We start from the raw sequence: 13,798 nt of genomic DNA, 5'->3' as shown, positions 1-13,798 counted from the left end.
GTTTTATTTTTTTATATTACAGACTTAGAGTAACATTCAGGTAATAGGTAGTACCATAGCCTATAAAGTACTTATTCCCAAAGGTAGGATAACCATTCTTTCGGTCAGCCAGCATTGATTGATAATCTCCTTTTCGAGCTTGCTCATACCCATTGGTCTTGAACTGGGTGTTGAGCAAGTTATTCACACTTAGGAATACATTAAGGAAATTTCCTTTGATACGCCAAGACTTCCCTGCACTAAGATTCATCAGGAATAAGGTAGGCAATTTCTCTTGACGAAGTAAGTCCCTAACCTGTTGTTCGTCTATATGAGTGTAGCGACTTCCTGTATTAGGGTCTCGATAAATATTTTCTGTACGAAGGCTAGGAGCTATAGCAATATAGTTCTTATCAAACAAATTTCCAGTAAGCCCTACCCACCAATAATGAGGACTTTGGTATTCTATTCCTAGAGAATATACTTGCTCAGGAGTATTCCCCGCACGGTAATCTTTCAGGTAAGCCACCAAGGGAGTGCCCACTAGTTGCTTATCAGAGGACTGGAACAGATACGGATTATTGGTATAAGTATATTGGTTTACAGAAGCTACCGCAGTTACTTTCCAAGAAGGGGTTAGTTGTACTTCTGCTCCTACTTCTCCTCCAAAATGCAATTTGTCAGCACCCACCATTGTCTGGGTAACAAAGCCTGCAGACTCCTCCCCTACGCGTGATTGCGTGAAAAAATAACTTTTTTCAGTAACATTCTCGAACTTAGTCACATAACCTGTCAAACGTGCTTTCACATAAGGAGCCCTGATGAGGTAACTTCCATCAGCTGTAATCTGGGTTTCAGGTTTTAAGCCAAAAGGAATCAGAGTATTAGAATTACGGATATTCACAAAGATATGGTTCAGAGGTTGTGCTTCCTCAAAGTAACCCGTATTGAACTGTAACAGATGCCTACCTGTAAGGCTGTAGGTAATCCCTGCCTTGGTACTGAGGGTATTCATATACTTTAAGCCACTTTTTCCTTTGGCATCGGTATAGACTGCATTATTGGCAAAAAGCCCCTCACGTTGGTAATCCGTATGGTGAAAGCGTCCTGCTACATAGAAGTCCGCTCTATCATACTTAAAGCGTAGCTCTCCAAAGACTTGAGCTCTTTGTACCCTTGCTTTATAATCATACTGGTACTTATCGCCTACTTGTAGGCGTAAGTTCTCAGGGGTGTCATAAAGGTCTCCTGAGTAATAACTCTTATTTAGAAAATATTGACCTCCTAACAAATCATTAATTTGCTGATAGTTATCAGTAGAGATATGCTGATAGGAAGCCCCTCCACTAAAAGTGATATGAGGCTCTATCTTGGTGGTTGCCAGCAGGTTCGCCGAAAGGGTCTGAGTACTGACGATGTCCTCATTTAAGGCATATAGGCTTTCCCCTCCTACACGGGCATTGGCTTGATAGAGCTTATCCCAATTAAGTTGTTTATTAGCTCTAAAATAAGTGATCTGGCGTGCTGCCTTATCCCAAGCTAGCGGATCCCCTGTTCCTGTAGTAGGGTCATACATATTGTAATAATAGGTAGGTAATTGAGTATAGAAAGTAGGATCAGGGTTCTGAGACTTCACATATTGTAAGCGGGTGTCCCCCACTTCTCCCCACTGGTAGCCCAAATGCGCTGAGATTTTGGTATCTCCTTTATGATAAGTATTGGAGAGGACAAAAAGAGGTTCTGCAATACGCTTAAGCTTAGCATTCCGTAGTTCACCGGCTTGGTAACCCCAATTAGGATTATAGTTTCTGCCTCCTAAGCCTATCATCTCTTGCGTAAGAGGAGCGGACTTTCCACGATGATTATACGAGAAAATCCCCATTAAATTAGTAGAAAAATACGGACTTGCTTGGTATTCTATAGCTCCTGAAAGCGCATAGGATTGGTAGAGCATCCCTTCTATAGAGGGGAGAATCCATTGCTTGCCATTACCTCCTCGATAGGAACCTGAAAGCATATAACCCCACCCCTTAGGGGTAATTCCTGAGTTATAAGTAGCCATTGCCCGTGTATAATAGTTCCTATTGGTAGTAGTCCCTGAAATACGCAAGCCATTACGCAACTGAGAAGGCGCTATTACAATAGCATTACTCCCAAAAACTCCTCCGAAATCATCTGGGGATGTACTGACTCCGGTTACTATACGCTGGTTACGAGTAGCTTCATTCAGCCCTCCCCAGTTACTCCACTGAGGGCGTCCTGTCTCTACCTTAGCCATATTTATCCCATTGACAAGCACTGTCGCAGCATTGCTCTGGTAGCCTCGAGGACGATAATACACAGGACTAAAATCAAAAGAAGCCCTACGGAAATATAACTCCTGTGAAGACTGTAACAAGCCCGAAATCATTGAAGGACTCCCCTCCTCATCGGAAAGTTCTTCATCAGAAAGGCTTATAGTACTGCTTACTTGTTCACTCCCTACCTGAGGTAGCTTCACTAAAAAAATATCCTGAAGTGATGAGGAAGCTAACAGATTTACAGGCACTTTTTTCAGCTGATACCCATCGGCATATACTCGCAAGGTATAGCTCCCTTGTGGAAGGCTTAGCTGAAAAGCCCCCTTAACATCTGTTTGTGTTTGTATCTCCTGCCCTTCCACTGAAACTATAACTCCTGAAAGTGGTTGCGTGCCTTCCTTAACGAGCCCTTGCAATAAGAATTCTTGCCCAAAAGCACACATTCCCAGAAGAAAACAAAAAGAAAAAATTAGATATTTCATTACGTTCTATTTACAAAACAAAAAGACCTTCCCTTATGGGATTTTCTTATGGCAAAAGTAGTGATTTTTTTTGAAAGACCAACCCATTAAACACTTTTTAACGATTACTTTTTTTTATATCTAAATAGAAAAAATCAATATTTTTCTTGTTATTCTAAAAACTGAGCCAAACTGTATTGAAACAAGAGAAGGATAAAAGAGGTTCTTAAGCTGAGGATACCTCCGGTTTTATATATAAGGAAAGGTATTTTTAAAGGCTATTTCTACATTTTAAGATTCGATAACAAGAAAATATCATCGTTTTAACGCCTTCACTACTTGATTCTTTCTTGCAATTGTCGTACCTTTGCCCCAATAAGAAAAAGAAAAATCCGCTAATTAAAAGAACCTCTGCGGAGATCCCTCTCTCAAAATAAAAAACTACCCCAATGAATGATCCTATCCTAGAAAAAATCCAAACCTTACGTGAGGAACTTAACCAACACAATTACAACTATTATGTCCTTGATACCCCTAGTATCTCTGACTATGAATTTGACCAGAAACTCAAAGCCTTACAGGAATTAGAAAAACAATATCCTCAATACAATGACCCCAATTCACCCTCAGTACGTGTTGGAGGTCAGATTACCAAAAATTTCCCCACCGTAACCCACGAATTTAGAATGTACTCCTTAGACAACTCTTACTCCAAAGAAGAGCTTGAGGAATGGGAAAAGCGCGTACTGAAGCTCTTAGGCACTGAGAAAGTCTCTTTTGTATGTGAGCTTAAGTATGATGGTGCTTCTATAGACCTTACCTATCGCCAAGGCAAGCTTGTACAAGCCACTACCCGAGGAGATGGTATACAAGGGGATGAGATTACTGCCAATGTACGTACCATTGGGAGCGTACCCCTAACCCTCCGTGGAGATTACCCTGAGGACTTCCATATTCGTGGAGAAATCATTATCCTCAAGGAAGGCTTTAAGAAGATGAATGAACAGCGTATTGCCGAAGGAGAAGACCCTTATATGAACCCTCGAAATACCGCCAGCGGAAGCCTTAAGCTACAAGATACCACTGAAGTAGCTAAGCGTCCGCTAGACTGCTTACTCTACTATGTAGTAGGCAATAACCTTCCCATACATACCCAGTTCGAGAGCTTACAGAAAGCTCGTGAATGGGGCTTTAAAGTTCCTTCTCAATCACAGCTATGTCATAGCACTCAGGAGGTAATGGACTTCATCAACTATTGGGATATTCACCGCCACGACCTCCCTTATGAGACAGATGGGGTGGTTATTAAGGTCAATGAATACCACGCTCAGCAGGAGCTCGGATACACTTCCAAATCTCCTCGGTGGGCTATTGCCTATAAGTTCAAAGCCGAACAGGTGAGTACTACTCTGGAAAGCATCTCCTATCAGGTAGGACGCACAGGCGCCATTACTCCTGTAGCCAACCTTACTCCTGTATTACTAGCAGGTACCATCGTTAAGCGTGCTTCCCTGCATAATGCAGACCAAATTGCTAAGCTAGGCTTACACCTATCCGACGAAGTATTTGTCGAAAAAGGAGGTGAGATTATCCCTAAAATCACAGGAGTAAAGCTCGAACAACGTTCTTCACAAGCGACTCCTATTACTTTTATCACACACTGCCCTGAATGTAACACTCCTCTGGTACGCAATGAGGGAGAAGCACAACACTACTGCCCCAACGCTTATGGATGCCCTCCACAGATTACCGGACGTATCCAGCACTTTATTTCCCGTAAGGCTATGGATATTGAAGGCTTAGGCTCTGAAACAGTAGAACTGATGTTCCGCGCTGGGCTTATCCACAATTATGCAGATCTCTATGAGCTCAAAGCCGAACAAATACAAGACTTGGAGCGTATGGGTACTCGTAGCGCACAGAACATAATAAAAGGAATTGAGAAGTCCAAGGAAGTACCTTTTGAGCGGGTGCTCTTTGCCTTAGGAATCCGTATGGTAGGAGAAACTGTCGCTAAAAAGCTTGCTAAAACCTATAAGAGCTTACAAGCACTACGCACTACTTCCTATGAAGCCCTTATCCAGATAGATGAAATAGGTGACCGTATCGCGCAGAGCGTCATCGAATTCTTTGCTAATGACCTTAATAAAGCCATTCTAGAACGCTTAGAAAGATACGGATTACAAATGGAAATTCAGGAAACAGAAGCGCCTATCTCGGATGTACTAAAAGGAAAGACACTGGTAGTCTCTGGGGTCTTTGCCCGCCATTCCCGTGACGAACTCAAAGCGCTTATTGAGAGTCACGGTGGAAAAGTAGGCTCCTCCATCTCTTCCAAAACAAGTTATGTCGTAGCTGGTGAAAATATGGGACCTAGTAAGCTAGAAAAAGCCACTCAGCTGAATATCCCCATCCTCTCAGAAGCAGATTTTGAAAAGCTAATCCTTGAATAAGGCTTATCTTATAGCATCCATTGTGGAACGCTTACCCTTAACAAAAGGAACTATAAAAGCATCCTTAAAGCCCTTATCCTTAGCGATTTGTAGGAGCTGATCTATCTTGCTTTTCTCTGATTCTTTACCATAGTAATAACGGAAAGCGTTCCCTATCTTTTCCTTGATAATAGGACTCAATCCCTTGAAGTTTGAAGGAACAGCTGGCAAATCTTTATTAGAAGTGGATATCTGTACGCGGTAGTAAATATCAGATTCAAGAATAGGGTTTATAGTATTATTACTCTTAAGCCAATGGTTATAATTCTTAATTGCCTTAACAATGCTTTCTGCTATCTGTTGTTGCCCTTTAGCAGAGTTAAGGAAGTCTCGTTCGGCTTCATTGCTCAAAAAACCAGTTTCTATTAGCAAGGAAGGCATATAAGTCTGGTGTAGAACAATAAAGCCTGCTTGCTTAACTCCTCTATCCTTACGCTGGGTATTCTCAGCGAGGGCGGACTGTACGCGCTTGGCAGCCTGAATACTCTGTTCAAGGAACTCCTCCTGCATTATGGATAAGCCAATGAAAGATTCTGGGGAATTGATATCATAGCCTGCATACTTTTGCTTGTAATCCTTCTCCAGATAGATTACCCGATTCTCTTCCTTAGCTACCTCAAAGTTGATATCACTCACGTGTAAGCCTAGTACATAGGATTCCGATCCGTGAGCTTCCTTACTAAGAGAAGAATTACAGTGTACTGACACAAAAAGGTCTGCTTTTGCCTTATTAGCAAGGGTTCCTCGCTCATACAGTTCTATAAAGCGATCATCCTTACGGGTATAAATAACTCTATATAAGGGATCTTTTTCAAGTTCTTTCCCTACCAAGAGGACTATTTTAAGAACAATATCCTTTTCATAGATTTTCTTATGAACCTTTCCTGGGTCTTTGCCTCCGTGTCCTGCATCTAAGACAATGGTGAATTGCTGTTGCCCTAACATAGGCAACGAAAAGAACAGAAGAAGATAGCCTAAATACTTCATTAATGATAAAATTTCTTTAAAAAACGACAATATTTCTCAGCAAGTCTTTCAGGATACAAAAAATATCCGTAAGTTTGACCTTTGAAAATAAACGGATTAACTCTAGTTTAAACCTTTGATTTTCAAAATGCAAAAGTAGAAAAAAATGTTGAACTTTTACACCTACCTCTTTATATTTTGCAAATAAATAAAAAATATAGCTTACTGATAGGAGTTATCACTTGTTTTATAGGACTCTTTGCCCAGAAAAAGGCTCCCCTAAGAGCCTCAATGGTAGCGCCCTTAAGCGAAGTGCTACCTACCCTCTCCGATACTTTGGCAAAGGACTCCTTAGCCATTACACCTAAGGACACCCTAAAGAAGCCTAGCATCCTTTCTGATGTGGTTCGCTATCAAGCCAAGGACTGTGTAGTTATCAGCAAACACAAGAAACAAATCACCCTTTATGACCAGAGCAAGATATCCTATGAAGATACGAACTTAGAGGCAGGAATCAGTATCATTAATTACCAAAAACGAGAAGCTTATGCCGGAGGAATTAAGGACAGTACAGGAAACCCTACGCAATCTCCTATATTCAAGCAAGGAAACCAAGTAATTGAACCTGATTCTATTCGATTCAACTACGTAACCAAAAAAGCAATTATCCGTAACGCTTATACTACTCAGGACGAAAACAAAATCCGAGCTCAGATTATCAAAAAAGAGAATGATTCCACCTACTTCCTTCACGAAGGTATCGTCACTACTGCGGAAGACCTCTCTGATCCTGATTATTATATCCGCTTACGCAAAGCAAAATTTGTCCCTAAGAAAAAAATCGTAGCGGGCTTTAGCAATATGTATATCTCAGATGTACCTACTCCTATCGCGTTACCTTTTGCCTATTACCCAATGACGGAATCTCGTACCTCTGGGCTCCTCTTTCCTACCTTCGGACAAGTGAATGACCGTGGTTATTTCCTTCAGAATGGAGGATATTACTTTGTTATTTCTGATTATTTAGACCTAGCCCTTACAGGAGATTACTATACCAACGGCAGTTACGGAATCCGTACCAACTCCACCTATCGCAAGCGTTACAAATATTCAGGAAATTTTAATCTGCGGTATGAGAACCTCATCTATAGCCAGCGAGGATTCCCTGACTATAGCCGTAATTCTATCTATAACATCCAGTGGTCTCACTCTCAAGATAGTAAGTCCAGCCCGCTTTCTACTTTCTCCGCTTCGGTGAACTTGGGAAGTTCTACTTATTACCGCAATTCATATAACCAGCAGAATTCCTCTAATTTCCTTAATAACACGCTCTCTTCATCTATTTCGTATTCAAGGACTTTCCCTTCCTATCCATCGGTAAACCTATCCTTGACGGCTTCGCATTCGCAGAATACGAATACACAGAGTATCCAAATGACACTCCCTGCGATGCGTGTAAGTATGGAACGTATCTATCCTTTTGTCAAAAGAGGAATGCCTAAAAAGGGACTTATCGAGAATATCAACCTGAACTATAGCCTTCAGGGAGATAACCGTTACACCACCACCGATAATGAGTTCTTCTCCAGTGCTATGTTTGCCAAAGCACAGAGTGGCTTCCGCCATAGTATCCCTTTGAGTACCAACTTCAAAGTGCTGAAGTTCTTCAGTGTCTCCTTGAACTCTTCCTTGAATGAGACTTGGCAGTTCAAGACTGTAAGATACCACGACTATAGTGACCTAACCAACCGAGTAGATAAAGACACTCTCAATGGGTTTGACCGCTATCTCACCTATAACTTTGGGGCGGGAATAGGGACTACCCTCTATGGTACTTTTGATTTCGGAAAGGATAAAAAGATTCAAGCAATCCGACACGTAATGAGACCATCAGTAAGTTACGGTTATACACCATCCTTTGATAACTATTATGATTATTACATCGCTGATGCTTTCGGTACTCGTCGTGAGTATAGTCGTTTTGAGGGAGGACTTTATGGCACCCCAGGACGTAATGAGTCCAGCGCAATGAACTTCTCCTTAAGCAATACCTTTGAAGCCAAAGTACGTAGCAAGGACTCCACTGATACAGCTGTAAAAAAAGTGATGCTCCTCAATAGCTTGAATTTTTCTTCTTCCTATGACCTAGTACGAAAACAATTCAGCCCAGTGAATATCACAGGAGGAACTCAGCTCTTTGACAATAAGTTAGGGGTAAATTTCGGAGCTACCTTGAATCCTTATGCCATTGATGCCAATGGTAGCCAGATGGAGAAGTTCAATATCAATAATGGAGGTAGTCTCTTTAGGCTCACCAATGCCAACCTCACCTTGAACTATGCTTTCTCTAGCAAAAACTTCCAAAAAAGCAAAAGTAGTGATAACACTGCCTCTGGTGGGCGTTCGGACGACCTCTTTGGTGCAGCTATGAATACCGACCTGAGCAAGCCTATGAAAGAAGAGGATCCTGACAAAAAAGAAACAGAAAAAAAGCAAAGGCTCTACTATGCCTCTATGCCTTGGGACATTACCCTTGCTCATTCCCTATCTTATTCCAATAACAACCGAAATCCTATGATTTCCAGTAATTCACTAATGGTCTCTGGGAATGTAGACTTAACCCCCAAATGGCGCGTAGGTGCTTCTTCTGGGTATGATTTTGCCAATAATGGGGTTACCTATACTCAGATACGTTTCGAAAGAGATCTCAATAGCTTCCGTATGTCCTTTAGTTTCTCTCCTTTTGGAGACCGAAATTCTTGGTACTTTTTTATTGGAATCAAAGCCTCTATGCTCTCTGACCTTAAGTGGGAAAAGAACAAGTCACCTGATAGAGTACTTAACTAATTTATTTGCTAATTATCAAAATATCAAATTTATATTCGTATGAAAAAAGTAATACTTTCCACTAAGGCTCCTGCCCCTATAGGACCTTACAGCCAAGCCATCTTAGCTGGAAACACCTTGTATGTATCTGGGCAAATTCCCATCAATCCCCAAACGGGAGAAGTAGTCTCAGGAGGGATTGTCCCTGAAACCAAGCAGGTAATGGAAAACCTTAAGGCTATTCTAGAGGAAGCCGGATATTCCTTTGCTGATGTGGTCAAAACAACCATTCTTCTTGAGGATTTAGCCCATTTTGCTCAGGTAAACGAACTCTATGGAGCTTATTTCCCTACCGAAGGAGCGCCTGCAAGGGAGACCTACCAAGTGGCAAAACTTCCTAAAGGAGTTGCGGTGGAAATCTCCTGCATCGCTGTAAAATAGCTTTTTCAGTAAAAAAGACTATCCAAAAAGAGGTAAGCAAAACACCCTTATAGAAGAGTCATAATAATCACTTTTTGGATAGTCTTCACCTATTAAGATACAGGCGTTCCATACATATCAAAGTCTGTAGCCTCAGTGATAAGCACCTGTGCGAAATCACCTATCTTCACATAGTACTTACTTGCATCTATCAAGACTTCATTATCTACATCAGGAGAATCATATTCGGTACGCCCCACAAAGTACTGTCCTTCCTTGCGGTCAATAAGGCATCGGAAAGTCTTCCCTACTTTCTCTTGGTTTAGCTCCCACGAGATTTGAGACTGTATTTCCATAATCTCTGCAGCACGGCGTTGCTTTACTTCCTCTGGAATATTATCTTCTAATTCATAGGCTGCTGTATTCTCTTCGTGGCTGTAAGTGAAACAACCCAACCTCTCGAAGCGCATTTCTCGCACAAAATCTTTCAAAAGTTCAAAATCGGCTTCTGTTTCATTGGGATACCCCACAATAAGAGTCGTACGAACAGCTATTTCAGGCATTGCTTCCCGAAATTCCTTGAGTAAGCGGGTAGTTTTCTCCTGAGTTGTCCCTCTTTTCATACTCTTAAGAATAGAATCTGAGATATGTTGTAGTGGAATGTCTAGATATTTGCATATTTTAGGTTCTTGTTTCATTACCTCAATCACATCTTTAGGGAATCCTGTAGGGAAAGCATAGTGGATACGGATCCATTCTATTCCCTCTACTTTAACCAATGCACGGAGCAAATCTGCAAGCTTACGCTCTCCATAGAGGTCTAATCCATAATAGGTAACATCTTGGGCAATAAGAATGAGCTCTTTTACCCCTTTTTTAGCCAATTTTTCTGCCTCAATTACCAAGTTCTCAATAGGAGTACTCTTATGGCTCCCTCGCATCAGCGGAATGGCACAGAAGCTACAAGGTCGATCACACCCTTCAGAAACCTTTAGGTAGGCATAGTTCTTAGGGGTAGTCGTCAGTCGCTCCCCAATAAGTTCGTGCTTATAATCGGCTCCCAATACCTTGAGCAGTTGCGGAAGCTCTGTCGTTCCAAAGTACTGATCGACATCTGGAATCTCCTTCTCTAGCTCTGGCTTATAGCGCTCAGAAAGACAGCCCATTACGAATACTTTATCCACGAGTCCTTCTTCTTTCTTCTGAATGTACTCTAGGATTGTATTCACACTCTCTTCCTTAGCATTGTTGATAAAGCCACAGGTATTAATCACTACTATATTTCCTTTTTCCTCGTGTACTACCTGCTTCCCACTGGCTTTGAGTTGCCCCATAAGCACTTCACTATCATACACATTCTTTGAACAACCTAAGGTAATAACATTGATTTTATTCTGTTTGGTGGATTTTGTCCGCATTGTTGTTGGATTTGTTTGAGGGTGCAAAAATACATCTTTTAGAAGAATAAACGAAATTTCTTTGCCTATACAGAAAAAATTTATACCTTTGCGTGTTTAATCCTAATAAAAAAATATTTATGAAAGTAGCCGTAGTAGGAGCCACAGGCTTAGTAGGCAATGTCATGCTGGAGGTCTTGGCACAACGCAATTTCCCTGTAACAGAACTCATCCCTGTAGCTTCTGAAAAATCTGTAGGAAAAACCATCTCCTTCAAAGGAAAAGAATATAAAGTAGTGGGAATGAGCCAAGCCATCTCCCTTAAGCCTGATGTAGCTCTGTTCTCCGCTGGAGGCGATACCTCCAAGGAGTGGGCTCCCAAGTTTGCCCAAGTAGGTACTATTGTAGTGGATAACTCCTCTGCTTGGCGTATGGATCCAACCAAAAAGTTGGTGATTCCTGAAATCAATGCAGATATCCTTACAGCGGAAGACAAAATTATAGCCAACCCTAACTGTTCTACTATTCAAATGCTAGTAGCTCTAGCCCCCTTGCGTAAGTTTGGCATCAAGCGTATTGTAGTCTCTACCTATCAGTCTATCACTGGTACAGGAGTAAAGGCTGTCAATCAGCTAGAAAATGAATACAAAGGCATACAAGGTACAATGGCATACCACTACCCTATCCACCGCAATGCCATCCCTCATTGTGATGTCTTTGAAGAAAACGGTTATACCAAAGAAGAAATGAAATTAGTCAGAGAAACCAAAAAAATCTTTGCTGACGACTCCATTCGTGTAACAGCCACTGCTGTACGTATCCCCGTAGTGGGCGGACATAGTGAAGCGGTCAATGTGGAATTTGAACAAGAATATGACCTTGCTGAGGTACGCAAACTCCTCAGCCAAGCTCCTGGAGTAATCCTTCAGGACAATACCGATACCAATACCTACCCTATGCCTATCTATGCTCATGGCAAAGATGAGGTATTTGTAGGGCGTGTACGTCGTGATGAGTCACAGCCGAAAACCCTTAATCTTTGGGTCGTTGCTGATAATCTCCGCAAAGGGGCTGCTACCAATACCATTCAAATTGCCGAGACACTTATTAAGAAAGGAATTCTTAAATAACTATCAATAAGAATATGATTATTAGGGGCGAATTACAATTCGCCCTTACTTCTCACTCTCTATTATTCACTATATGAAACATATCTTTCTTTTACTTCCTTTCTTTTTCTGTATCAATACCACAATTGCACAGGAGGTAGTGGCAGGTACTGTATCAGATACCATCCCTGTAGATGAAAATTGGATACCTAAAGAAATTGAAGGAGCCCATTATCAAATAGAGCCTGACCTTTATTTTACTTATGAGAAACCAAAGTTTTGGGACTTAATCAATAAAGCTCCTCAAAATACCCTTAATACCCTCAAGGACTTTGTAGCGAAGCCTTACTATCCGTACGGAATCGCCGCTTTAGGAGCCACTGCAGCCCTGATCCCTGCCGACCCTTGGCTAATTAAGGAAAGTCGTAATTTCGGTGCTTCCCTAGGCTTAAACGAACACCATACCTATAAAAAACTAGGCTTCCTAAAAATCGTCCCTGCCGATGTCAATTCCGCCTTATACTTTATAGGAAATGGAACTACTTTTATCTTCATTAGTGGTGGCCTGGCAACCTATGGACTGATTACTGACGACTATAGAGCTAAGAGTACCGCTATGCAACTTATTGAGAGCATACTCATCACGGGAGTATTTGTACAGCCTATCAAGCGACTCACCGGTAGGGAAAGTCCTTTTATTACTGCAGAGAATGGAAGATGGCATAGTTTTTGGACATTTGCTCCTAGCTTTGCTGCCTACCAGAAGCAGACCTCCCATTACGATGCGATGCCCTCAGGACACCTCACCACTGCAATGGCTGCTGTAACAGTATTAGCTGAGAATTACAAGGATTATAAGTGGATCAAGCCTGTGAGTTATACTGCTTTGGCACTGATGTCCTTTGAAATGATGCAAAGTAAGGTACATTGGGCTTCGGATTACCCTATTGCACTCTTTATGGGATATCTTATTGGGAAAAATATCGCTAAATCACGTATCCAAACCTCTGATTATCGATTTAAAACTACCCAAAAATACCATTGGAACCTCTCCAGCTCCAAGGCTTGGGACGGAACTCAACTCTATGGAGCTACACTCTCTTGGTAATTTATTGATACTATCTTAACACCTTGTTGAAAAATAAGTTAAAAAATATTTTTTTGTTTCTATAAGAAAACGTAATTTTGCACCAAATTAATATAGAGTTAATTTATAACCAATGAAAAAATATCTGCTTCCATTATTATTTGTAGCATTAACCGCTGTACACTGTACCAAAGATGCTGAACAGATAATCCGTGAACGTGTTGTAACTCACGGTAGTGCGATCCTTTCAGGTAGTGGTGCTCCAGACGCCTCCAAAGGAGAAAAAGGAGACTATTATTTGGATATTACCACATCCGATCTTTACACCAAAACAGAGACTGGATGGGGAACCACCCCGATTATGAATCTTAGAGGTCTACAAGGAAACCCCGGTCGTGATGGTCAAAATGGACATACCCCGGTATTCTCTATAATAGATGGCTATTGGGCAATAGATGGCGTTAAGACAACTACTAAGGCTCAGGGAGATAAAGGTCAAGATGGACGTACTCCTGTACTTACTATAATAGATGGCTATTGGGCAATAGATGGTGTTAAAACAACTACTAAGGCTCAAGGAGATAAAGGTCAAGATGGACGTACCCCTGTATTCTCTATAATAGATGGCTATTGGGCAATAGATGGTGTTAAGACAACTACTAAGGCTCAAGGAGATAAAGGTCAAGATGGACGTACTCCTGTACTTTCTATAATAGATGGCTATTGGGCAATAGATGGTGTTAAGACAACTACTAAGGCTC

At 41.4% G+C, this 13,798-nt stretch carries 8 protein-coding genes and 1 pseudogene; 6 read left to right on the top strand and 3 right to left on the bottom strand.

The features are described 5' to 3' along the window. Positions 1–16: 16 nt before the first annotated feature. A complete protein-coding gene (locus RYK20_RS06490) occupies positions 17–2,761 on the bottom strand; it encodes a TonB-dependent receptor (protein ID WP_297978286.1) in 2,745 nt (914 codons plus the stop codon). A 440-nt stretch (positions 2,762–3,201) separates the two neighbouring features. Here RYK20_RS06490 and ligA point away from each other — a divergent pair, with 440 nt between their 5' ends. After that, entirely contained in the window at positions 3,202–5,193 is a 1,992-nt protein-coding gene (gene ligA, locus RYK20_RS06485) for an NAD-dependent DNA ligase LigA (RefSeq protein ID WP_311456537.1), read from the top strand. 3 nt (positions 5,194–5,196) lie between these two features. Here ligA and RYK20_RS06480 read toward each other — a convergent pair whose 3' ends face one another. Continuing rightward, positions 5,197–6,219 (bottom strand): N-acetylmuramoyl-L-alanine amidase, encoded by a 1,023-nt coding sequence (locus RYK20_RS06480; protein ID WP_314894836.1) that lies wholly within the window; start codon positions 6,217–6,219, stop codon positions 5,197–5,199. 270 nt (positions 6,220–6,489) lie between these two features. Between RYK20_RS06480 and RYK20_RS06475 the strand changes: the two genes are divergently transcribed. Together RYK20_RS06475 and RYK20_RS06470 are read left to right on the top strand one after the other, a co-directional pair. Then, positions 6,490–9,045 carry a putative LPS assembly protein LptD gene (locus tag RYK20_RS06475; RefSeq protein WP_314602814.1) on the top strand — a complete coding sequence of 852 codons (2,556 nt, stop codon included), beginning with the start codon at positions 6,490–6,492 and terminating at the stop codon, positions 9,043–9,045. 39 nt (positions 9,046–9,084) lie between these two features. Beyond that, positions 9,085–9,465, top strand: coding sequence for a RidA family protein (locus RYK20_RS06470; protein WP_314801129.1), 381 nt, complete (start codon positions 9,085–9,087; stop codon positions 9,463–9,465). Between the two features lie 92 nt (positions 9,466–9,557). On the opposite strand, the gene rimO is transcribed toward RYK20_RS06470, so the two are convergent. After that, positions 9,558–10,862 (bottom strand): 30S ribosomal protein S12 methylthiotransferase RimO, encoded by a 1,305-nt coding sequence (gene rimO / locus RYK20_RS06465; protein WP_311456503.1) that lies wholly within the window; start codon positions 10,860–10,862, stop codon positions 9,558–9,560. Positions 10,863–10,981: 119 nt separating this feature from the next. Between rimO and RYK20_RS06460 the strand changes: the two genes are divergently transcribed. The 3 genes and pseudogenes from RYK20_RS06460 to RYK20_RS06450 all read left to right on the top strand — a co-directional run. Continuing rightward, a complete protein-coding gene (locus RYK20_RS06460; RefSeq protein WP_297978488.1) occupies positions 10,982–11,971 on the top strand; it encodes an aspartate-semialdehyde dehydrogenase in 990 nt (329 codons plus the stop codon). Between the two features lie 73 nt (positions 11,972–12,044). After that, the gene (locus RYK20_RS06455) at positions 12,045–13,058 is read left to right on the top strand and encodes a phosphatase PAP2 family protein (RefSeq protein ID WP_314894835.1); all 1,014 of its coding nucleotides are present in this window, start codon (positions 12,045–12,047) and stop codon (positions 13,056–13,058) included. A gap of 112 nt (positions 13,059–13,170) precedes the next feature. Continuing rightward, positions 13,171–13,798, top strand: a pseudogene (locus RYK20_RS06450) (hypothetical protein); the annotation flags it as partial.

This window comes from uncultured Capnocytophaga sp., assembly GCF_963525585.1.
Lineage (GTDB): Bacteria > Bacteroidota > Bacteroidia > Flavobacteriales > Flavobacteriaceae > Capnocytophaga.
Note: the sequence above shows the minus strand (reverse complement) of the source record. Positions and strands in the feature narration are given on the sequence as shown.